The 21,519-nt window shown below is 69.4% G+C and carries 19 protein-coding genes; 9 read left to right on the forward strand and 10 right to left on the reverse strand.

The annotated features are described in order from the left end of the window. Positions 1–4: 4 nt before the first annotated feature. Positions 5–1,393, reverse strand: a complete 1,389-nt coding sequence (locus tag ABZ319_RS06385; protein WP_354985274.1) for a GTP-binding protein — start codon at positions 1,391–1,393, stop codon at positions 5–7. Positions 1,394–1,490: 97 nt separating this feature from the next. On the opposite strand from ABZ319_RS06385, the gene rpmB reads away from it, so the two are divergent. The 4 genes from rpmB to rpsR are packed head-to-tail and all read left to right on the forward strand — an operon-like array spanning position 1,491 to position 2,502. Further along, positions 1,491–1,727, forward strand: coding sequence for a 50S ribosomal protein L28 (rpmB, locus tag ABZ319_RS06390; protein WP_354985275.1), 237 nt, complete (start codon positions 1,491–1,493; stop codon positions 1,725–1,727). Positions 1,728–1,738: 11 nt separating this feature from the next. Continuing rightward, positions 1,739–1,909 (forward strand): 50S ribosomal protein L33, encoded by a 171-nt coding sequence (gene rpmG, locus ABZ319_RS06395; RefSeq protein WP_354985276.1) that lies wholly within the window; start codon positions 1,739–1,741, stop codon positions 1,907–1,909. Between the two features lies 1 nt (position 1,910). Continuing rightward, positions 1,911–2,216: a 30S ribosomal protein S14 gene (gene rpsN / locus ABZ319_RS06400; protein WP_354985277.1), complete on the forward strand. Its 306-nt coding sequence runs from the start codon at positions 1,911–1,913 to the stop codon at positions 2,214–2,216. A 31-nt stretch (positions 2,217–2,247) separates the two neighbouring features. Beyond that, a complete protein-coding gene (gene rpsR, locus ABZ319_RS06405; protein ID WP_354985278.1) occupies positions 2,248–2,502 on the forward strand; it encodes a 30S ribosomal protein S18 in 255 nt (84 codons plus the stop codon). Positions 2,503–2,734: 232 nt separating this feature from the next. Here rpsR and ABZ319_RS06410 read toward each other — a convergent pair whose 3' ends face one another. Continuing rightward, positions 2,735–3,292, reverse strand: coding sequence for a LysM peptidoglycan-binding domain-containing protein (locus ABZ319_RS06410; RefSeq protein WP_354985279.1), 558 nt, complete (start codon positions 3,290–3,292; stop codon positions 2,735–2,737). 205 nt (positions 3,293–3,497) lie between these two features. Between ABZ319_RS06410 and ABZ319_RS06415 the strand changes: the two genes are divergently transcribed. Further along, entirely contained in the window at positions 3,498–3,959 is a 462-nt protein-coding gene (locus ABZ319_RS06415) for a hypothetical protein (RefSeq protein WP_354985280.1), read from the forward strand. Between the two features lie 127 nt (positions 3,960–4,086). On the opposite strand, the gene purH is transcribed toward ABZ319_RS06415, so the two are convergent. From purH to sucC, 6 genes are all read right to left on the reverse strand, one after another. Further along, complete coding sequence (gene purH, locus ABZ319_RS06420; protein ID WP_354985281.1) at positions 4,087–5,670, reverse strand: bifunctional phosphoribosylaminoimidazolecarboxamide formyltransferase/IMP cyclohydrolase; 1,584 nt, start codon at positions 5,668–5,670, stop codon at positions 4,087–4,089. Further along, a complete protein-coding gene (gene purN / locus ABZ319_RS06425; RefSeq protein ID WP_354985300.1) occupies positions 5,667–6,320 on the reverse strand; it encodes a phosphoribosylglycinamide formyltransferase in 654 nt (217 codons plus the stop codon). Before purN ends, purH begins: the two co-directional genes overlap by 4 nt. Before the next feature lie 79 nt (positions 6,321–6,399). Then, on the reverse strand, positions 6,400–7,926 hold the full coding sequence (locus tag ABZ319_RS06430; protein ID WP_354985282.1) for a DUF6350 family protein: 1,527 nt from the start codon (positions 7,924–7,926) through the stop codon (positions 6,400–6,402). Positions 7,927–8,374: 448 nt separating this feature from the next. Next, the gene (locus ABZ319_RS06435; RefSeq protein ID WP_354985283.1) at positions 8,375–9,367 is read right to left on the reverse strand and encodes a DUF5336 domain-containing protein; all 993 of its coding nucleotides are present in this window, start codon (positions 9,365–9,367) and stop codon (positions 8,375–8,377) included. Positions 9,368–9,553: 186 nt separating this feature from the next. Further along, positions 9,554–10,468, reverse strand: a complete 915-nt coding sequence (gene sucD, locus ABZ319_RS06440) for a succinate--CoA ligase subunit alpha (RefSeq protein WP_354985284.1) — start codon at positions 10,466–10,468, stop codon at positions 9,554–9,556. Positions 10,469–10,483: 15 nt separating this feature from the next. Next, positions 10,484–11,650, reverse strand: a complete 1,167-nt coding sequence (gene sucC, locus ABZ319_RS06445; protein WP_354985285.1) for an ADP-forming succinate--CoA ligase subunit beta — start codon at positions 11,648–11,650, stop codon at positions 10,484–10,486. 540 nt (positions 11,651–12,190) lie between these two features. On the opposite strand from sucC, the gene ABZ319_RS06450 reads away from it, so the two are divergent. Next, complete coding sequence (locus ABZ319_RS06450) at positions 12,191–13,561, forward strand: peptidoglycan DD-metalloendopeptidase family protein (protein WP_354985286.1); 1,371 nt, start codon at positions 12,191–12,193, stop codon at positions 13,559–13,561. A gap of 78 nt (positions 13,562–13,639) precedes the next feature. Here ABZ319_RS06450 and pcrA read toward each other — a convergent pair whose 3' ends face one another. Then, positions 13,640–16,063 (reverse strand): DNA helicase PcrA, encoded by a 2,424-nt coding sequence (pcrA, locus tag ABZ319_RS06455; RefSeq protein ID WP_354985287.1) that lies wholly within the window; start codon positions 16,061–16,063, stop codon positions 13,640–13,642. A gap of 330 nt (positions 16,064–16,393) precedes the next feature. Between pcrA and ABZ319_RS06460 the strand changes: the two genes are divergently transcribed. Beyond that, positions 16,394–16,744 carry a chorismate mutase gene (locus tag ABZ319_RS06460; protein ID WP_354985288.1) on the forward strand — a complete coding sequence of 117 codons (351 nt, stop codon included), beginning with the start codon at positions 16,394–16,396 and terminating at the stop codon, positions 16,742–16,744. 339 nt (positions 16,745–17,083) lie between these two features. Here the strand turns inward: ABZ319_RS06460 and ABZ319_RS06465 are convergent, their stop codons facing one another. Next, positions 17,084–18,535: an NAD-dependent succinate-semialdehyde dehydrogenase gene (locus ABZ319_RS06465; protein ID WP_354985289.1), complete on the reverse strand. Its 1,452-nt coding sequence runs from the start codon at positions 18,533–18,535 to the stop codon at positions 17,084–17,086. 161 nt (positions 18,536–18,696) lie between these two features. Between ABZ319_RS06465 and pgi the strand changes: the two genes are divergently transcribed. Together pgi and ABZ319_RS06475 are read left to right on the forward strand one after the other, a co-directional pair. Further along, complete coding sequence (pgi, locus tag ABZ319_RS06470; RefSeq protein WP_354985290.1) at positions 18,697–20,340, forward strand: glucose-6-phosphate isomerase; 1,644 nt, start codon at positions 18,697–18,699, stop codon at positions 20,338–20,340. Between the two features lie 181 nt (positions 20,341–20,521). Next, on the forward strand, positions 20,522–21,519 hold a 998-nt coding region (locus tag ABZ319_RS06475; RefSeq protein ID WP_354985291.1), incomplete at its 3' end, for an ATP-binding protein.

Consider the following 21,519-nt stretch of genomic DNA (forward strand, 5'->3'; position numbering starts at 1 on the left):
CACTTCACCTTTCGTTCTGGCGGGAACCGCCGTCGCCGGAGACCGGCGTGGATCTGGTTGTGTCGCACGGCTCCTCGTGCTGATCTCCGAACGGGTCCGCCCAGGCGGCCACCCGTTCCGGCGCGAAGCGCACCTGCCGCAGCTCGTCCTCGTCGACCAGCGCCCAGTGCAGGGCGTGCCGGATCTCGTCGGCCTCGGCCTCGTGCACCAGGATCACCAGCGCGGTGTGCCGGTCGCCGAAATGCTCGTGCCAGCGCATCGAGGCCATGATGCGACGCTCGGGATCGACCTGTTCGATCTCCTCGGAAGTCATGGCGGCCAGCCACTTTCCGGCGCCGCCCACCCGCAGGCCGCCACCCGCGGACTCCAGCCAGACCACCTCGTCCGGCTGGGTCGCGAGCCAGACCCGCCCGCGTGCGCTCACCACGCCCTCGAGCAGGACGTCGATGGCCGTGTGCAGGCGTTCGGGGTGGAAAGGCCGATCGGTGCCGAACTCGAGCAGCTCCACCCCGCAGTCCGGTTCCAGCGGCGGCTCACCGCGCAGCAGCGCGGCGTGCGGATCGAAGGCGTGACCGCGGCGCGCGGTGGCCGGAACCCGGTCCAGCAGACCGTAGAGCGCGTCGGCGCGCAGCATGCCCGACGATTCCCGCGCGTCCAGCGCGGCGGGGTCGGGCAGCCACCGCACCGGCGCCAGCGGAGCCAGGCGGGCCAGCACCGCGGCCGTGCGCAGCCGGTCCACCGGATCCACCCCGCCGTCGAAAGCCAGTAGGGCATCGGCGAATTCGACCTGGCCGACCGCGAGCTGAGCCACGGTGCGATCGTCGTCGGCGGTGGCGTGGCCGCGTTCGGCCAGGGTGTCGTCACCGGTGGCGTCGGCGAGCCAGTCCGCCGCGTCCAGGCAGGTGAGCACCGATTCGATGCGCACGCTGCGCCCGGCCGGGCCGTCGACCCGGCCCACCACGTCGCTGACCACGACGTGCCGGATGGCCTGGCACACCGCCTCGGCCTCGAAGGCCGGATCCAGCGCCAGCACGATGCGGCGCACCGAGTCGCGGGCGGCGAGCAGGCACAGGTACGGCAGCAGGTCCTTGCGCAGCGTGCACGAGACGCAGCCGTGCGCGAGTTCGAGCACCGAGACGTCCTCGCGACCGTTCAGCCGGACGATACGGCGCACCACGCCCTCGTGCAGTTCGCTCAGGTCGTGGCGGACCACGATGGTGCCGGGCTCGGCGCCCAGCGCCCGGGCGGCCCTGTGCACGCCGTCCGCGGCGCGGCCGGGCAGCCCCGCGATCACGAGCACGGGCGTGCGGCCCGCGCGCTCGGACTGGGCGGGCTGGCCGCCGCTGGCTCCGGTATCGGACACCGCCGTACCCCTTTCGACAACGATTTTCATTTACCGAGGGCTCAGCGTACATTGGAATAAACCCGTTGTCGAAAACGATTGTCATCTGCATGTAGAACCGGGGCAGTATGACGCGAAGGGAGCGACCATGTCGGCCATCTGCCAGGTCACCGGGCGTAAGCCGGGCTTCGGCAAGTCCGTCTCGCACTCACACGTGCGAACCAACCGGCGCTGGGATCCCAACATCCAGCGCAAGACCTACTTCCTGCCCAGCGAGGGCCGGCGCGTCACGCTGACCCTCTCCGCCAAGGGCATCAAAACCATCGACCGCGACGGCATCGAAGCGGTCGTGGCCCGGCTGCGCGCCGCAGGCCAGAAGATCTGACAGGAAACCAGATGGCATCGAAATCGACCGAACTCCGGCCCATCGTCAAACTCGTCTCCACGGCCGGAACCGGGTACACCTACGTCACCCGCAAGAACAAGCGCAACGACCCGGATCGCCTGACGCTGCGCAAATACGACCCCGTCGTGCGCAGGCATGTCGACTTCCGCGAGGGCCGCTGACATGGCCAAGAAGTCGAAGATCATGAAAAACGAAGTGCGCAAAGAGATCGTCGCGCGCTACGCCGAGCGGCGCGCGGAGCTCAAGGAGATCATCCGCAAGCCGTCCTTCTCCCCGGAGGAGAAGGCGGCCGCGCAGTCCGCCCTGGGGCGGCTGCCGCGCGATGCCAGTCCGGTACGCTTGCGCAATCGGGACGCCGCGGACGGTCGCCCGCGTGGTCACCTTCGGAAGTTCGGTCTCTCGCGGATTCGGGTGCGAGAGATGGCTCACCGGGGTGAACTGCCCGGTGTACGCAAATCGAGCTGGTAAACCGAAGATCTCGTGAGAAGGAACCGCTGACATGGCAGTGAAGCGAGCACCCTCGAAGAAGGTTCGCGCCGAACAGGGCCGCAAGCCCAAGAAGAATCCCCTCATCGCCGCCGGCGTGGAATACGTCGACTACAAGGACGTGAACCTGCTCCGCACGTTCATCTCCGACCGCGGCAAGATCCGCAGCCGCCGCGTGACGGGCCTGACCCCGCAGCAGCAGCGGCAGGTCGCCATCGCGGTGAAGAACGCACGCGAGATGGCATTGCTGCCGTTCACGAGCCGGTAGGGCTCGTGCCCCTTTGCAGGGAAATAACAAGCGCCCCTGATGCATTCGCATCAGGGGCGCTGTGTATGCAGAAGAGGTAGACGGCGGGGCCCGATACGGGTGCCCGAGCGAGGCGCGGATGGGCTGTGCCGCACCACAAGTGCGTGAGGGGACCGCGCCCAGCCACCCCGATCGCGCGACGGCCCCGGTGCGGGAGCACCGGGGCCGTCGGGATATCCGTGGGGCGTGCGCCTTACGGGATGGTCAGGACCTGGCCGGGGTTGATGAGGTCCGGGTTGTCGATGCCGCTGGCTGCGGCGATGTCGCCGTAGCGGTTGCCGTCGCCGTAGTACTGCTCCGCGATGGCCCACAGGGTCTCGCCGGGGGCGACGGTGTGGGTGCGGGCGGCGGGCGGGGCCTCGGCCGGCGGCGGGGTGTCGACCGCGGCGGCGACCGTCTCCTCTTCGACCACGATGGGGTTGTCGGTGTTGGTGCCGGTGGACCAGACGGCGCCGTCGGCGCCGTAGAGCACGACGTTGCGGTCGGGCTGCACCACGAGGCGATCCACGGACTTGCCGTTGGTCTCGGTGGACCACTCGGCGCCGTCGTCCTTGTAGAGCACGAAGTTGCCGTCGGCCTGCAGCGCCGCGCGCTTGACACCCTTGCCGTTGGTGCCCGTGGCCCAGACGACATTGCCGTCCGGCTCCGTCAGCACCAGGTTGCCGTCTTCTTGCAGGGTCAGCGAGTATGCGCCGCCCTTGAGCGACTGACCGAGACCAAGTTCTTCGCCAACCTTCAATGCGTCGCCCACGGCATGTCCTTTCGGGAGGAGGAGATCATGAGATAAGTCGATGGCGCGTAAGTGCATTCGCACATCTGCCATCGAGGCTACTGCTATCCCGACGAACCGCGCAGAGAATACGCGCCGAGTCATCGGATAATTTGGCTCACTGTCGCTGGATATTCGCCACCCGGTCACATCCGCCCCGACCGGTCGGACCGTTAGGCTGGCGCTCATGTACGGGAATTGGGGACGCCGCCTCCTCGCCTCCGCCGCCGCCGGGCTGCTCTGCCTCGGCGTCGCGGCCTGCGGGAACACCGAAAGCTCCGACGACAGTCCGCAGTCCGGCGTCACCACGAGTGCGGGGCTCGGCACTCCGGTCGAGGCCACGCCCGGCCAGATCGGCCGGCCGTTCACCGCCGACCCGGCCATCGTGAACCCGCATCCCCTGGAGTTCGACAGCTGGACCCGCTTGGACGGCAACAAGATCTCGGTCAACTTCCAGACCGGCGCACCCGAGTGCTACGGGGTGGACGCCACCGTCACCGAAACCGACAAAACAGTCACTGTGGCTTTGCGTTCGGGCACCCGCCCCGACGCTGTCGGCAAGATGTGCACCATGATCATGGTGTTCGGCAGCCTGGACCTGGAGCTGAAGTCCCCGCTGGGCGATCGAACCGTCCTCAGCGTCAAGTAGTTACGGCGACCGGACCGCACCGGGCCCCGAAAAACGAAGAGCCGGTTGCGAATCGCCATGACGAATCGCAACCGGCCTCGAATGGCCCCGGGCCGCAACGCGCACGCGCGGCCCGGAACCGGAATACTCAGTGCGCGAAGTGCCGTGCACCCGTCAGGTAGAGGGTCACCCCGGCCGCCCGGCACAGTTCGACGGTGTCGCTGTCGCGAATCGAACCGCCCGGCTGCACGATCGCGCGCACGCCCGCCGCGACCAGGATCTCCGGGCCGTCGGAGAAGGGGAAGAACGCGTCGGACGCGGCGACCGAGCCCGCGGCCCGCTCCCCCGCCCGGTCGACCGCCAGCTTGCACGAGTCGACACGATTGACCTGCCCCATACCCACGCCGACGGCCGCGCCGTCGTTCGCCAGCAGAATGGCGTTGGACTTCACCGCGCGGCAAGCGCGCCAGGCGAATTCGAGGTCGGCCAGGGTGGCGGCATCGGCGGGAGCGCCGGCCGCGAGGGTCCAGTTGGCCGGGTCGTCGCCCTCGGCGTCGAGCACGTCGCGCTCCTGCAGCAGCACGCCGCCGCTGATCGGGCGCAGTTCCGGACCCTGCCGCTGCGGCGGGACAGCGACCAGCACGCGCACGTTCTTCTTGCGCTGCAACACTTCCACCGCGCCGGGCGCGTAGGCCGGGGCCACGATGACCTCGGTGAAGATCTCGGCGACCTGTTCGGCCATCTCCACGCTCACCTCGCGGTTGGCCGCGATCACGCCGCCGTACGCGCTCACCGGATCGGTGGCGTGCGCCCGGCGGTGCGCCTCGGCGATATCCGCGCCGACCGCGATGCCACAGGGGTTGGCGTGCTTGATGACCGCGACGGCGGGCGCCTCGAAATCGAAGGCGGCGCGCCAGGCCGCGTCGGCGTCGGTGTAGTTGTTGAACGACATTTCCTTGCCGTGCAACTGCGTGGCCTGCGCCAGGCCGGCCGGACCCGCCTCGGCGCCGTATACCGCCGCGCCCTGATGCGGGTTCTCGCCGTAGCGCAGCACGTCGTCCCGAATCCAGGTTGCGCCGATCCACTCCGGGAAGCGCTGCGGCGCTTCGGCTTCGGAGTCCTCGGCGGCCGCGGACGGCGCGGCCACGCTGGTCATCCAGCTGGCCACCGCCACGTCGTAGGACGCGGTGTGCTGGAAAGCCTTGGCCGCCAGCGCGGTTCGCTCGGCGAAGGTGAAACCGCCGTCCTGCACCGCCTTCAGCACGCGGTCGTACGCGGCGGTGTCCACCACCACGGCGACCGACGGGTGGTTCTTGGCGGCGGCGCGCACCATGGACGGCCCGCCGATGTCGATCTGCTCGACGCTCTCGTCGATGCTCGCGCCCGCGGCCACGGTCTGGGTGAACGGGTACAGGTTCACCACGACGAGCTGGAACGCCTCGACGCCGAGCTCGACGAGCTGATCGACGTGCTCGTTCTTGCGGGTGTCGGCCAGGATGCCGGCGTGCACGCGCGGGTGCAGGGTCTTGACCCGCCCGTCCAGGGTCTCCGGAAAACCGGTCAGGTCTTCCACCTTGGTGACCGGGATGCCGGCTTCGGCGATCTTGCCCGCGGTCGAACCGGTCGAGACCAGCTCCACGCCGGCCTGGTGCAGACCGGTGGCCAGCTCGATCAGGCCGGTCTTGTCGTAGACGCTCACGAGCGCCCGCTTGATGGGCTTGCGCTCACTCACCGGAGAACCTCATCTGGGATAACTGCCTTTCGTCCATCGGAGACAATGCCTCGGTTCGCGACGGCGGCGACGACCTCCGCCAGCAGCCGCCGCTCCACGATCTTGATGCGTTCGTGCAGGGAGCCCTCGTCGTCGGAGGGCAGCACCGGCACGGGCTCCTGCGCGAGAATCGGCCCGGTGTCGACCCCGGCATCGACCAGGTGCACGGTGGAACCGGTGACCCGCACCCCGTAGGCCAGTGCGTCCCGCACCCCGTGCGCGCCCGGGAAGGCGGGCAGCAGCGCGGGGTGGGTGTTCAGGACGCGGCCGCCGAACCGCGCCAGGAAGGCCGGTCCCAGGATCCGCATGAATCCGGCGGAGACCACGAGGTCCGGTCGGAAGGCGTCGACGATCTCGGTCAGCGCCTGATCCCACTGCGCGCGATTCTCGAAATCACCCGGCTCGACCATGAACGAGGAGACGTCGAATTCCTCGGCGTGCGCGGCTGCGGCGCAGTCGCGATCCACGCCGACGGCGACGATCCGGGCCGGATAGCCCGGCTCCCGCGTCGCTTCGAGCAGTGAACGCAATAGCGAGCCGGTGCCGGAGGCGAGCACGACGACGGTCGCGGGCGCGGACGGCGGTAGCAGCTGGGCGGGCGTGGAACTCAGCGCACTACTCCCTGTGTCGGGGGTGGAAATGGAGACGGCGGGGGCGGGACCGCCACCCCAGAGCCTAACGACCGCCCACCTACGACTTGTCCGGCAGGTCTCCCTCTACCACTTCCGCGTCGACGATGTCGGCGTTCTCCTCGGATTCGGCCTCGGGTTCGATATCGAGCGCGAGCGGTTCGTCGACCAGTTCGCCGTCGATCTCGTCGGTGTCGCGCCCGGTCCCGTAGTCGTCGTAGTACTCGTCGTCGTCGTACCGGTCGTCCTCGTCGTCGTACTCGGACTCGTCGTAGTAGTCGTCCTCGTACTCGGCGTCGTCGTACTCGGCCGTGTCGTAGTCGTCGTAGACCGCCGCTCCCGCCGCGGCCACCGCGCTCGCCGCCGGTACCGCGAACCAGCGCGCGCCGAACAGGCCCAGGTAGCCGCCGGCCGCGAACCAGGCCAGAGCCAGCGCCGCCGACAGTCCGGTACTCGGCCCGAGCCGGCCGAAGGTACCCAGCTCGCCGCCCGCGGGCAGCGCCACCAGGGTGAACAGCGCCGCGACTACCCCTGCCGCGGTGAGCGTGGCCCAGGGCGCGGCGGCCCGATCATCGCTGGTGCGAGCACAATCCACGCCGCACAGCACGGCGACCGCCGCCGGGGCCAGCAGCAGTGCGAACCACCAGCCCGCCGCCGGCCCCGTCGGCACGGCCGCGGCCAGCGGCACCGCCGGAACCGGCGCGCCTTCGATGCCGAACAGGCTCAGCGAACCCGGGCCGATGGTGAGCTGACCGCCCAGCAGCACGCTGACCGTGTCGATGATCGCGTTGGGCAGATACGCCAGCGACAACAGCGTCAAACCCAGTACGCCCACGAAGTTTCCGGCCGTGGCGTAGGTGTCGCCGATCGAGGAGAAGTGCACGAGGAACGAGACCAGCGCGATCACCCCCGCCACCGCCGCCAGCCGCCACGCCGCGCGGAAGCCCGCGAGCACGCCCGGAACCACCCAGGGCGGCACCGGAATCGGGGCCAACTCCGCGAAATCGCGCCAGTGCCGCGCGCCCACCCCGAACAGCACGGCCAGCAGGTGCAGGCCGATCACCCAGCCGAAGGCGGACAGGGTGTTCGGCGGTTGCAGCGGCACCACGGCCGCCGCGTCGTCGGCCACCGCCAGGCAGATCGCGGTGATCAGCAGCGGCCCGCCGACAGCGGCGCCGGCGATCCAGGCCAGATCGACCGGGGTACACCGATTCTCGTCGCGATCGTCCGAACCGGCGTACTGCTCGGCGGCGCTCGCGCAGTCGCGCGCGGCCAGCCACAGCAGGAATCCGGTCGGCAGCAGCGGCCACAGCCCGATCGCGGTCTTGCCGATCGTCAGGGGAACCTGATGCACCGCGAGCCAGCTCGCGGCGATGGCGCCCGAGGCCCCCGAGTAGCCGCTGCCCGCGGCCGCCAGCGTCCCGAACACCAGCCCGAAGATGATCAGCAGCGTCACGCTCGAGGCGCGCGTCGCGACGATCAACAGCACCCTGGCCCGTTCCGGGGTCAGCGAGCCGAACCCGCCCCCGAAACCCCCACCCGGCCGGACCGAACCACGCGGCACAGCCCGCACATCCTCATCGGTCACCCGAGCCAGGGTAGTTCTCGGAGCACTCATGGAAAACCAGCGTGGCAGCTTCGGACACGCTGAACACTCAGGCGCGCCGAGTGGTTCGCCCCCGGCGAGTCCCCACACACGGTCCCCCGCGCCCCGCCGCCACCCGCCCCGACGGCCCGGGTCACGCCCGCCCGGCCGGTGCCTGACCGGCGACAACCAACCCGGATCACGAACAAGCCGGACACGCCGCGCGCGGGCTGCGTCCCGGTCTCGTCGACGCCCTGTTCGGGTCGGCCACGTGCAGCCCTCGTCCACCCGGCCGGACACTTCCATCGGGTTGCGTCCGATCAGCCCGGGCGACGCGACTCCTGATCGGCCCGGCGGGCGCGGGAATCGCATCGCGAGACTCCCCCTGGCCGAAACGGCAACGGCCCCCGGGTTTCCCCGGGGGCCGTTGTGCGTACTAATTCCGAGCGGACTACTTGTCGTCCTGGCCCGGGCGGAACGCGCGGGTGGCGTCCGCGGCCGGATCGGCGTTCTGCTCGCCGCCGAAGGGCTGCGCCGGACGGGGATTCGCGCCGCCGAAGTGCTGGGTGGCGTCGGCGCTGCCCGCGGGCTGGCCGAACTGCTGGCCCGGCTGGCCGTAGCTCTGCTGACCCGGCTGCTGGCCGTAGGCCGGCGGCTGCCCGTAGGTCGGCTGCGAACCGGTGCCGTATCCGGCGGGCTGCTGGCTGTACCCCTGCTGCTGGTACTGCGGGCCGGTGCCGTAGCCCGGCTGCTGACCCTGCTGGGCGGGCTGGCCGAACTGCTGACCCGGCTGCTGACCGTAGCTCTGCTGGCCCGGCTGCTGACCGTAACCCTGCTGACCGTAGCCGCCACCCTGGCCGAAGCCGGGCTGACCGCCGAAGCCCTGCGGCGCAGCCGGTTTCGGGGCCGGCGGCTTGATCACGCCGAGCTCGAAGAGCAGCGCGAGCACGGCCACGGCCGCCTGCACCAGCGCCAGCACGAGCAGTGCCCAGGCGGCGCCGGCCGGATCCAGGAAGCTCGACAGCGTGAACACCTGGAACAGCAGCGTCAGGAAGCCGGTCACCGACACGGCGGCGACGATGCCGGTCTGCTTGGTCTGCTTGGGCAGCAACGAGAATCCGGCGATGACCGCGGCCAGCAGCAGCAGCGCCACCGGCGCCGAGCCGCCGGCGCTGAGCAGACCGCCACCGAAGGCGTCGTTCTCACTGGAGTCGGCGAGAGCGGACTTGTCCACCTTCGCGAAATCCAGCAGGCCGAGCAGGAAGTTGATGGCGCCGAGGGCGATGACGCCCACGGTCAGGAAGAAAGGCAGGCCCTTGGCCGAAGCCGCCGTCGTACTCGACCCTGCTGCGGGACCGCCCGTGGGCTGCGAGCCGTAGCCGGGTGCGTTGGAAGGCGTCGGCGCGGGCCCGTTGTATCCCGAGCCCCCGGTCGGGTATGACATGTCGTCGCTCCTATCGAGTCGTTCACGAACTCCTACCGACGCTACTGCACTCGACGACGAGGGTCATCACGTAGTGCCGCGCGGCCCGCCCGCAATATCCGAATTTTCCGCGGCGAACCCGGCCCGCCCGAACGGCGAAGGCCGCCTTCCCCGTCCGGGGAAGGCGGCCTTCGTGCGATCCGGGGATCAGGCGGTGATGGAAGCCTTCTCCAGGATTTCGCGCGCCAGGGCGGCGGTCTCGGACGGCGTCTTGCCGACCTTGACGCCGGCGGCCTCGAGGGCCTCCTTCTTGCCCTGCGCGGTGCCCGCGCCGTCGGAGACGATGGCGCCGGCGTGGCCCATGGTCTTGCCCTCGGGAGCGGTGAAGCCCGCGACGTAGCCGACGACCGGCTTGGTGACGTTGGCCTGGATGTAGGCCGCCGCACGCTCTTCGGCGTCGCCGCCGATCTCGCCGATCATGACGATGAGCTTGGTCTCGGGATCCTTCTCGAACGCCTCGATGGCGTCGATGTGGGTGGTGCCGATGACCGGGTCGCCGCCGATGCCGATGGCGGTGGAGAAACCGAAGTCCCGCAGCTCGAACATCATCTGGTAGGTCAGGGTGCCGGACTTGGAGACCAGGCCGATCGGGCCCTTGCCCGCGATGGTGGCCGGGGTGATGCCGACCAGCGACTCACCCGGGGTGATGATGCCGGGGCAGTTCGGGCCGATGATGCGGGTCTTGGTGCCCTTCTCCACGTTGTAGGCCCACGCGTACGCGGAGTCCTGCACGGGGATGCCCTCGGTGATGACCACGAGCAGCGGGATCTCCGCGTCGATGGCCTCGATGATGGCGTCCTTGGAGAAGGCGGGCGGCACGAAGGCGATCGAGGTGTCGGCCCCGGTCTTCTCCATGGCCTCGGCGACGGTCGCGAAGACCGGCAGCTCGACGGCGTTGCCGTCCTTGTCCACGTGCGACACGGTGGTGCCGGCCTTGCGGGCGTTGACGCCGCCGACGACGTTGGTGCCCGCCTTCAGCATCAGCGCGGTGTGCTTGGTGCCCTCGCCGCCGGTGATGCCCTGGACGATGACCTTGTTGTCCTTGTTCAGGAAGATCGACATGTTGGTTCGTGTCCTTTACTTGGCCGCAGCCAGCTCGGCGGCCTTGTCGGCGCCTTCGTCCATGGTCTGGGCGAGGGTGACCAGGGGGTGGTTGAAGTCGGCGAGGATCTTGCGACCCTCCTCGACCTTGTTGCCGTCGAGACGGACGACCAGCGGCTTGTTGGCCTCGGCGCCCAGGGTCTCCAGCGCGCCCACGATGCCGTTCGCGACCGCGTCACAGGCGGTGATGCCGCCGAAGACGTTCACGAACACGGACTTGACCTGGGCGTCGCCCAGGATGACGTCGAGACCGGCGGCCATGACGGCAGCCGAGGCGCCGCCACCGATGTCGAGGAAGTTGGCCGGCTTCACGCCGTTGTGGTTCTCACCGGCGTACGCGACCACGTCCAGGGTCGACATGACCAGACCGGCGCCGTTGCCGATGATGCCGACCTCACCGTCGAGCTTGACGTAGTTGAGGTCGTTCTCCTTGGCCTTGAGCTCGAGCGGGTCGGTGGCCTCGATGTCGGCGAAGGCCGCGTGGTCCGCGTGGCGGAACTCGGCGTTCTCGTCGAGGGTGACCTTGCCGTCCAGGGCCAGGATCTCGTTGTCGGGGGTGCGCACCAGCGGGTTGACCTCGACCAGGGTGGCGTCTTCACCGATGAAGACCTCCCACAGCTTCTGGATGGTCACGGCCGCGGCGTCGAGCACGTCGGCGGGCAGGTGGCCCTGCTCGGCGATGGAACGGGCGAAGGCCAGGTCGACACCCTTGACGGCGTCGACGGCGACCTTGGCCAGACGATCGGGGGTGTTGGCCGCGACCTCTTCGATCTCCATGCCGCCCTCGACCGAGCACATGGCCAGGTAGCTGCGGTTGGAACGATCGAGCAGGAAGGAGATGTAGTACTCCTCCGCGATGTCCTTGGCCTCGGCGACCAGGACCTTCTTGGTGATGTGACCCTTGATGTCCAGGCCCAGGATGTTGGTCGCGTGGGTGAACGCGTCGTCGGCGGTGGCGGCGTACTTCACGCCACCGGCCTTGCCGCGGCCGCCGACCTTGACCTGGGACTTGATCATGACCGGCTTGCCGATTTCTTCGGCGATCGCACGCGCTTCCTCGGCCGTGTCCGCGACGCGGCCCTCCGACGAAGGCACTCCGTGCTTCACGAAGAGTTCCTTCGCCTGATATTCGAAGAGATCCATGTACTCACCGTCTCGTCTGCGTTGTGGTGACAACGTCTGTGTTGGCGTCCCGCGGTCGGCCCTAGCGACTGCTTGCAGATCGCTCGAGGCCAGTGGGTCGGGTCGGACTCTAATCAGTCGAACGGAGCCGAAATCAGCCGCATACAGCCTAAGTGGCGCAGGTCACGGTGCTGTCTCCGCTCCCGCAAAACCGCACGAAATTGCTACTCGCCGGTAGCTTGTTGACGGTCCGCCAGGTAGGACCCGCGAATCCCGGAGACCGGTATCGGCTACTACAAAACGTAGTGGCGATGGCTCACTGGGTTACCCCGAGCACAGTGAGGAAATTCCGGCCTCTAGAGTGATGAATGTCACACCGGTGCGTCGAACCATGTCCATCGCTTGCTGACCCGCAATCGTTTCGTTACCGTCGATGCGGTCGATGTCACAACCCGGTCACGACAGGAGGACGGCAGGCTTGACGAAGCACAACGCTCCGCAGGTAGAGCTCCGCTCCGCAGGCACTCCGTCAGCATCGCGGCACATCCCGGACCAGCGCCGATGAGCGCCGATTCCTTCGCCACGCGACATCGGGCCAAACACGGCCATCGATACCGCGACGACAGCGACAACGCCTTCGAAGCTCCGCAGCCCGCGAACACGCAGGTCTCGCACGGTGATTGGGGATCCAGGGAGTCCTGGGCCGCCCCCGCCGGAGACTGGAACGCCGGTGCGAACGACTGGAACGCGGGCGCCGACGCCTGGAACGCCGCCGAGAGTTGGGGCGAGGCCGCCGATCGGCAGCCACAGCCCGATTGGCAGGCCGCCCAGTCCGATTGGAACGCGCAGCCGCGCTGGGAGAACGCCGCGGCGTGGAACGAGCAGTCCGCGTGGAACTCCGGCGCCGCCGAGCAGCCCGCCTGGGACGAGCAGAATTCCGACTGGCACGGCGGTGCGACCGCCGACGGCTGGAACGCCCCCGACGCGAATGACTGGGGCGCACAGGGACACGGCACTTGGGACGACGCCGACCCGGCCCCCTCCGGTGAACACCGCCCGGTCTACAGCTTCCGCACCGCCTCCGGCGCCCGCCTCGAATTCTCCGGTGACGGCGCGCGCGTCGATCAGCAAGAGTCCGAGGACGATTCCGCCGCCGCCCGGCCCACCCGCGCCGGTGGCCGCCGTCGCGCGGCCGGCGCGCATCGCCTGCCCGCCCCGCCCGCCGCGCTCAAGGGCCGTGCCGCCGTGGTGGCCGTGGCCGCCGGTGCGGTCGTGGCCGCGGGTCAGGCCGGCATGGAGTCGGTGACCACCCCCGTCGCCGACACGGTGGATTACCAAGCGGCCGCGCAGGTTCGGGAGGTTTCCTCCAACGAGACCCTGGACGGCGGCGTGATCGAGGCCGCCAGCGGTTCCCCCCAGGTGCTCGGCGCCGGATCGCCCGCCGACCTGAATCAGTTCAACGACATTCTCGCCAAGGGTGCGCAGTACGCCGCGGATCTGGCCGAGGCCGAGGCCGCCAAGCTGCGCCCGATCTTCGCCAAGTTCTTCGCGGCGGGCAATTACACCTCCGGCTTCGGCAGCCGCTGGGGTGTGCAGCACACCGGCGTCGACGTGGCCGCCCCGATCGGCACCCCGCTCTACGCGGTGGCCGACGGCACGGTCCTCGAGGCCGGTCCCGCTTCGGGTTTCGGCATGTGGGTCCGCCTCCTGCACGACGACGGCACCGTGACCATCTACGGCCACATCGACACCGCCACCGTCTCCCAGGGCCAGCGCGTCATGGCCGGCGATCAGATCGCCACGATCGGCAATCGCGGGTTCTCCACCGGCCCGCACTGCCACTTCGAGGTCTGGCTCAACGGCTCCGACAAGATCGACCCCCTCCCCTGGCTCGCCTCCCGCGGCATCTCGCTCGGCGTCCAGAGGGACTGAGGAACAAGAGCACTGCGAGAATCGCCCACCCGATCCGATCGGGTGGGCGATTCTCGTGTTCGGGGAGCCGGACCCCGGTCAGAGCTTGGTGATCGTGCGGCTGTACTGGGGGATCAGGCGGACCTTGCCGGAGGTGCCGAAGTCGATCGTCACCGTGGCCAGGGAGCCGAAGCCTTCGGCGGCGACCACCTTGCCCATGCCGTACTTGTCGTCGGTGACGCGGTCGCCGACGGCCAGCACCAGGCCGGTGTTGTTGCGCTTGCCCGCGGGCGTGCTCGACGGGGACGGTCGGCGATCACCGCGGATGCCGGGGCGGGGCTCGTTCCAGTTCTCCCGGCTGGTCCAGTCGCGGTCGAAGCCCGAGCTCTCCTCGCGGCGGCGCAGGCCGCGTGACTGCGCGGCGGTGGGCTCGAGGCGCTGCCAGTCCATGAGGTGCTGCGGAATCTCGTCCAGGAAGCGGGATTGCGGGTTCGAGACGGGCTGACCCCAGCCCGAGCGGATGACCGCGCGCGAGAGGTACAGGCGCTGGCGGGCGCGGGTGATGCCGACGTACGCCAGGCGGCGTTCCTCGGCGAGTTCGGCGGGGTCGCCCAGGGCGCGCATGTGCGGGAACTGGCCGTCCTCCCAGCCGGTCACGAAGACGACCGGGAACTCCAGGCCCTTGGCGGTGTGCAGGGTCATCATGGTGACCACGCCGGTGCCCTCGTCCGGGATCTGATCGCTGTCCGCGACGAGGGAGACCCGTTCCAGGAACGCGGCCAGCGAGCCCGGTTCGGGTTCGCCCTCGGCGGGTTCGAGGATGATGCCCTCGGCGATGGAGGCTTCGACACTGTTGCGTGCCTCGGAGCTGAATTCGCGGGCGACGCTGACCAATTCGTGCAGGTTGTCCAGCCGCGCGCCGTCCTGCGGATCGTCGGACGCCTCGAGTTCGGCGCGGTATCCGGTGCGGTCGAGCACGGCCTGCACGACATTGCCGACGTCGGGGAAGTCGAGGTTCTCCTGCACGCCCGCGGCGCGAATCTCGTCCAGCAGATCCAGGAAGCCCGCGATCGCGCGCTGGGCGCGGGTGTTGAGCAGGGCCACCTTGTTGTCCGCGGCGTCGCGCAGGGCCTGGGCGAAGCCGATGCCGCGCTGCTCGGCGTGCACGGCCACGCAGGCCTCGGCGCGGTCGCCGATGCCGCGGCGGGGCGTGTTGAGGACGCGGCGCAGGCTCACCGCGTCGTCCGGGTTCTCCAGCACGCGCAGGTAGGCCACGATGTCGCGGACCTCCTTGCGCTCGTAGAACCGCACGCCGCCGACGACCTTGTAGGGCAGCCCCATGCGGATGAAGATCTCTTCCAGCGCGCGGGAGTTGTTGTTGGTGCGGTAGAAGACCGCGACGTCGTTGTAGTTGGCGTCGCCGGAGTCGACCAGCCGGTCGATCTCGCGGGCCACGAACGAGGCCTCGTCGTGCTCGTTGTCCGCGACGTATCCGACGATCAGGTCGCCGTCGCCCTGATCGGTCCACAGCTTCTTCTCGCGCCGGTTCTCGTTGCGCGCGATCACCGCGTTGGCGGCGGTCAGGATGTGCTGGGTGGAGCGGTAGTTCTGTTCCAGCAGAATGGTTTCCGCATCGGGGAAATCGCGCTCGAACTCCTCGATGTTGCGGATGGTCGCGCCGCGGAAGGCATAGATGGACTGATCCGCGTCACCCACCACCACCAGCTCGCTGGGCGGTACGCGGTCCTCGGAGTCCTTGGGCAGGTGGTACCCGACCAGCTCGCGCACCAGCACGTACTGCGCATGGTTGGTGTCCTGGTACTCGTCGACCATGATGTGCCGGAAGCGCCGCCGGTAGTACTCGGCCACCTGCGGGTGCCGCTGCAGCAGGGTGACCGTCTCGCCGATGAGATCGTCGAAGTCCAGTGCGTTGGCCGCGCGGAGCCGGCGCTGGTACTCGCCGTAGACGCGGGCGACGAGTTTGGGCAGCTCGGTGTCGTCGGTCGCGGCGTCGGCCTCGGCCCGGTCCGGGTCGATGAGCTCGTTCTTGAGGTTGGAGATGGCGGTGGCCAGCAGGCGCGGGGTGTACTTCTTGGCGTCGATCTCGAAATCGCGGCTGACCATGGCGAGCAGCCGCCGCGAGTCGTCGGCGTCGTAGATCGAGAAGTTGGAGTTGAGCCCGCCGACCAACCCGGCCTGGGTGCGCAGGATGCGGACGCAGCTGGAGTGGAAGGTGGACACCCACATGCCGGCCGCGCGCGGGCCGACGAGCCCGCCGACGCGTTCGCGCATCTCGGCGGCGGCCTTGTTGGTGAAGGTGATCGCCAGGATTTCGCCGGGCCGCGCGCCGCCGGCGAGCAGATAGGCGATGCGGCGGGTCAGAACGGCCGTTTTTCCGGATCCGGCGCCCGCCACGATCAGCAACGGGGAGCCGGTGTGCGTCACCGCGGCGCGCTGTTGTGGGTTCAGCCCTTCGAGCAACTGCTCGGTCTTCTGCTCGTCCTGTGCCACCGTCGTCTTCATCGCCCATCCACGCTACCGGCGGGCACCGACAGGTGAACAGCCCGGCGTCCGAGGTGTCCGATAAGTGCCGGTCCACCCGCTACGCGGGGTGCGGTGGGCAGCCCCACAAACCCCACAAACACTCAGCAGATTCACAAATGAACCTGTTTTGGTTTGTACCTGGCACATGGCAGACTGGCCAATGACCGGCGCCCAGGTGACAGCCCGCGACTGAGCCCGCCGCCGGGGGGACAATAGAGGCCCACAAGTCTGAGTTTTTGGTTGTAGGACCGATCGGTAACGGGTCGGGGCCGCCCACCGATCGACGTTCTGGACCACGAGGAGTGAAGTATGAGCATCTCGACGACGGGACAATCCGAGCCTGCCACCGGGGCGGAGTCCGTCCTGCCCGCTGCGGCGTTGCCCGAGGACCTCGAGGCGACCGGGACCCTGCCCTCCGAGGCGGAGATCGACAAGCTGCGCAAGGAAATCGACAAACTCGACGCCGAGATCCTGGCCGCCATCAAACGCCGCACCGAAGTCTCGCGCATCATCGGCCGCACCCGCATGGCCAACGGCGGGCCCAAGCTGGTGCACTCGCGCGAAATGAAAGTTCTCGAGCGTTTCAGCGAGCTGGGCCAGGAGGGCCACACCCTGGCCATGCTCCTGCTCCGCCTCGGCCGCGGCCGCCTGGGCCACTGAATTATCTGCCTCCGCTCCGCTACGGCGGGTTCGCGGCCCCTTTGGCCCGGTTCTTCCCTCCCTCCGCTCCTCCGCTTCGCTCCCCCGCTCCACTCAGTCCAGAACCGGGCGGGCCGCGAACTTCGGGGCGGGGGCGGGCGGTAGCCGAATCACACGTCGGCGACTTTTTTCGATGGGTGGTAACGCGCGGTAGGGCGGGAACCGATACAACGTTCGGTGCCGGACGACGGTTACCGCACAGACCACGCGGCGCTCGTGCGAACGGGTAACGCTTTCCAGAGGCCGCCCCGGGTGTCTTACCCCGGGGCGGTTCTTCATTTCCGGGTGGATCACCCCCGCTCAGGGCAGGGCGATGTACTTGGTGTTCAGGTACTCCTCGATGCCTTCGAAACCGCCCTCGCGACCGAAGCCGGACTCCTTGACCCCGCCGAAGGGCGCGGCCGGATCGGAGATCACGCCGCGGTTCACCCCGACCATGCCGGTCTCCAGCCCCTCCGCGATGCGCAGCGCCCGGTCCAGATTCTGGGTGAAAACGTATGCGACCAGGCCGAATTCGGTGTTGTTCGCGGCCGCCAGACCCTCTTCCTCGGTGTCGAACCCGACGATCGGGGCGACCGGGCCGAAGACCTCCTCGCGCAGGATGCGAGCCTGCGGAGGTAGGTCGGTGAGCACGGTGGCGGGGTAGAACCAGCCGGGACCGCCGGGCGCCTTGCCGCCCAATTCGACTCGGGCGCCGGCGGCTACGGCGTCGTCCACCAGTTCGGTGACGGTCTCCAGCTGTTCCTCGTTGATGAGCGGGCCCAGGGTGGTGTCCGGGTCGGTGCCCGGCCCGAGCCGGTATTCGGCCATGGCCGCCACAAGCTTTCGGGTGAACTCCGCGCGCACGGAGTTCTGCACGTGGAAGCGATTGGCGGCGGTGCAGGCCTCACCGCCGTTGCGCAGCTTGGCCAGTACCGCGTTCTTGACCGCGGCGTCGATGTCGGCGTCGTCGAACACCACGAAGGGCGCGTTGCCGCCGAGTTCCATCGAGGTGCGCAGCAGACCGTGCGCGGACTGCTCCACGAGCTTCTTACCGACCGGGGTGGACCCGGTGAAGGTGAGCTTGCGCAGGCGCGGATCGTTCAGCAGCGGCGCGGTGACGGCACCGGAACGACTGGTCGTGATGACCGACAGCACGCCCGCGGGCAGCCCGGCCTCGGCACACAGCTGCGCCAGCAGCAGCATGGTGAGCGGGGTCTCCCCCGCCGGCTTGACGATCATCGTGCAGCCGGCCGCCAGCGCCGGGCCGATCTTGCGGGTGCCCATGGCGAGCGGGAAGTTCCAGGGTGTGATGGCCAGGCAGGGTCCGACCGGCTGCTTGTGCACGAGAATGCGCCCGACGCCGCCGGGCGCGGACTGGTACCGGCCGTGCACCCGGGTGGCCTCTTCGCTGAACCAGCGGAAGAACTCCGCGCCGTAGCGGACCTCGTTGCGGCTCTCGGGCAGCGCCTTGCCCATTTCGAGGGTCATCAGCAGCGCGAAATCCTCCGCGCGGGCGGTGATGGCCTCGAACACCGCGCGCAGGATCTCCCCGCGGTCGCGAGCGGGGGTGGCGGCCCACTCGGCCTGGACCGCGACGGCCGCGTCGAGCGCGCGGGTCGCGTCCTCGGGCGTGGCGTCGGCGATCTCGACCAGGGTGTCGCCGGTGGCGGGGTCGCGCACCGGGAAGGTGCCGCCCCCGGTGGCCGGCACGGATCCCCCTATCCAGAGGCCGGTCGGAATGGATTCGAGTAGTTCGCGCGTCGACACCATGCGAACCAGCCTAGGCGCGCCCGCACCGCTGATGGGAGGCCCCGGACGACTTCGCACCCCCGTGCGTCCCGCGCCCGCCCCCGGGTTCCGCACGTCGCCGCGGCCGCGCTTCGTCCAGGGTTACCTGCGCGTAGCAGTGGCGGGTTGTAATCTCGGCGGACGTGAGCAGCGACATCACCGCATCGGCGGCCTGGCGGAAACTGCACGATCATCATGCGTCCATCGCGGCCCGTCACCTCAGGGACATCTTCGCCGAGGATCCCGAGCGCGGTCGCGAGCTGACCGTGCAGGTGGCCGACCTGCGCATCGACTACTCCAAACACCGCGTCACGCGCGAGACCCTGGATCTGCTGGTCGAATTGGCCGAGACGGCCGGGGTGGCCGCGCACCGGGACGCCATGTTCGCGGGCGAGCACATCAACGTCTCGGAGGACCGCGCCGTCGGCCACGTGGCGCTGCGCGTGCCCGCCGGGCAGGACATCGAGATCGACGGCGAGAACGCCGGCGCGCAGGTGCACGAAGTCCTCGGGCGCATGGGCGAATTCACCGACGCGGTGCGTTCGGGGCGGTGGCGCGGCGCGACCGGCGAGCGCATCGCCACGGTGGTGAACATCGGCATCGGCGGCTCGGATCTGGGCCCGGCCATGGTCTACCTGGCCCTGCGCCACTACGCCGACGCGGGCATCTCGGCGCGCTTCGTCTCCAATGTCGATCCGGCGGACCTGGTTTCGAAGCTGGCGGGGCTGGATCCGGCGACCACGCTGTTCATCGTCGCGTCCAAGACCTTCTCCACGCTGGAGACCCTGACCAACGCCACCGCGGCCCGGCGCTGGCTGGTGGCCGCGCTCGGTGAGGAGGCGGTGGCAAAGCATTTCGTCGCGGTCTCCACCCACGCCCAGCGGGTGGCCGAGTTCGGCATCGACACCGCCAACATGTTCGGCTTCTGGGACTGGGTCGGCGGCCGCTACTCGGTCGATTCCGCCATCGGGTTGTCGGTCATGACGGTCATCGGCAAGGAGCGCTTCGCCGAGTTCCTGGACGGCATGCACCGGGTGGACGAGCATTTCGCGACCGCGCCGCTGAACGAGAACGCGCCGGTGCTGCTCGGGCTGCTCGGGATCTGGTACACGAACTTCTTCGGCGCGCAGTCGCGCGCGGTGCTGCCCTATTCCAATGACCTGGCCCGGTTTCCGGCCTACCTGCAGCAGTTGACCATGGAATCCAACGGCAAGTCCGTCCACCTGGACGGAACCCCGGTCACCAGCGGCACCGGCGAGATCTTCTGGGGCGAGCCGGGAACCAACGGCCAGCACGCGTTCTATCAACTGCTGCATCAGGGTACGCATCTGGTGCCGGCGGATTTCATCGGATTCGCCCGGCCCACCGACGATCTGCCCACCCTCGACGGCACCGGCAGCATGCACGACATCCTGTTCAGCAACCTGATCGCCCAGACCAAGGTGCTGGCGTTCGGCAAGACGGCCGAGGAGATCGCGGCCGAGGGCACGCCGCCGAATCTGGTGCCGCACAAGGTCATGCCCGGCAACCGGCCCTCGACCACCGTCCTGGCCCCGCAGCTCACGCCTTCGGTGCTCGGGCAGCTCATCGCGCTGTACGAGCACCAGGTGTTCGTGGAGGGCGCGGTCTGGGGCATCGACAGCTTCGATCAGTGGGGCGTGGAGCTCGGCAAGGCGCAGGCCCTGGCCGTGGAACCGCTGTTGACGAGCGCGGAAGAGCCCGCACCGCAGTCGGATTCCTCGACCGACGCGCTGATTCGCTGGTACCGCGCCGAGCGCGCGCACTGACCTCGGCGCCCCGCGCCGACGATCACAGGCCCGGCCGATCCCGCGCGATCGGCCGGGCCTGTGATGTTCGACGCCCGCGTTTCGGCAACCCCGAGCTCGGCGCACCGGCTCGCGAAGTTTTGCGAATACGAATGTTCGCAAAACTTTGCCGAATTCCGCCGCGGTGCATAGGTTGTCGCATGTGCTGTACGGTCGTGCCCCCGAAGTGCGGCAGATACGAACGCTGCTCGCGGCCGCCGAGCAGGGACACAGCGGCGCGCTCGTCATCACCGCCGACGCCGGCACGGGCAAGTCCGCGCTGCTGGACCACACCGCGCGGCAGGCCGCCGGATGGCGCGTGCTGCGCTGCGCCGGGGTGGAGAGCGAATCCGAATTGCCCTTCGCGGGTTTGCATCTGCTGCTCGGCGCCGCCCTGGATCGGCTGGACACACTGCCCGAACCGCAGCGTCGTGCGCTGGCGGGCGCCCTCGGCCTGTGCGTCCCGGACGGCGCGGACCGCTTCCTCGTCGGCATCGCCACGCTGACGCTGCTGGCCGAACTGTCGGCGGACGGATCGGTGCTGTGCCTGATCGACGACGCCCAGTGGCTGGACCGGCCGTCGGCGGACGTATTGCGTTTCGTGGCACGTCGACTCGGGTCCGAGGGCGTGGTCATGATCGTCGGCGCGCGCTCGGGCATCGATCTCGGCCCGCTGCCGGAACTACGGCTGGGGCCGCTGGATCCACCGGCGGCGGCCGAGCTGCTGACCGAACGCTGGCCCGGGCTCGCGGCGGAGCGGCGCGCCCGGGTGCTGCGCGAGGCGGCCGGAAACCCACTGGCGCTCGTGGAATTCCCGGCGATGGACATGGATTCCGCGGGCCCGTTGCCGCTGCCCCAGCGTCTGCGGTCCGGATACGAGCGGCAGATCGCGGAGCAGACCGCCGAGGCCCGGGCGGCACTGCTGGTCGTGGCCGCGGAGGAGACCGGCGAACTCGAGGTGGTGCTGCGTGCCTTGGCGACATTGGGATTCGGCGCGGCGGCGCTGGCCGCCGCCGAGCGGTCGGGGATGGTCACCGTCTCCGGGCGGTCCGCAGGCTTCCGCCATCCCCTGCAGCGCTCGGCCGCCTATCACGGCGCGGGTTTCACCGATCGGCTCGCCGTGCACGCCGCCCTGGCCGCGGCGCTGGCGCCGGACCTCGC

Source organism: Nocardia sp. NPDC005978 (assembly GCF_040614455.1).
Taxonomy (GTDB): Bacteria; Actinomycetota; Actinomycetes; order Mycobacteriales; family Mycobacteriaceae; genus Nocardia.

Coding starts and splice junctions, on each gene's coding strand:
- ABZ319_RS06385 (WP_354985274.1), bottom strand. CDS start 1,393: ATGAAAATCGTTGTCGAAAGGGGTACGGCGGTGTCCGATACCGGAGCC.
- rpmB (WP_354985275.1), top strand. CDS start 1,491: ATGTCGGCCATCTGCCAGGTCACCGGGCGTAAGCCGGGCTTCGGCAAG.
- rpmG (WP_354985276.1), top strand. CDS start 1,739: ATGGCATCGAAATCGACCGAACTCCGGCCCATCGTCAAACTCGTCTCC.
- rpsN (WP_354985277.1), top strand. CDS start 1,911: ATGGCCAAGAAGTCGAAGATCATGAAAAACGAAGTGCGCAAAGAGATC.
- rpsR (WP_354985278.1), top strand. CDS start 2,248: ATGGCAGTGAAGCGAGCACCCTCGAAGAAGGTTCGCGCCGAACAGGGC.
- ABZ319_RS06415 (WP_354985280.1), top strand. CDS start 3,498: ATGTACGGGAATTGGGGACGCCGCCTCCTCGCCTCCGCCGCCGCCGGG.
- ABZ319_RS06435 (WP_354985283.1), bottom strand. CDS start 9,367: ATGTCATACCCGACCGGGGGCTCGGGATACAACGGGCCCGCGCCGACG.
- sucD (WP_354985284.1), bottom strand. CDS start 10,468: ATGTCGATCTTCCTGAACAAGGACAACAAGGTCATCGTCCAGGGCATC.
- sucC (WP_354985285.1), bottom strand. CDS start 11,650: ATGGATCTCTTCGAATATCAGGCGAAGGAACTCTTCGTGAAGCACGGA.
- ABZ319_RS06450 (WP_354985286.1), top strand. CDS start 12,191: ATGAGCGCCGATTCCTTCGCCACGCGACATCGGGCCAAACACGGCCAT.
- pcrA (WP_354985287.1), bottom strand. CDS start 16,063: ATGAAGACGACGGTGGCACAGGACGAGCAGAAGACCGAGCAGTTGCTC.
- ABZ319_RS06460 (WP_354985288.1), top strand. CDS start 16,394: ATGAGCATCTCGACGACGGGACAATCCGAGCCTGCCACCGGGGCGGAG.
- ABZ319_RS06465 (WP_354985289.1), bottom strand. CDS start 18,535: ATGGTGTCGACGCGCGAACTACTCGAATCCATTCCGACCGGCCTCTGG.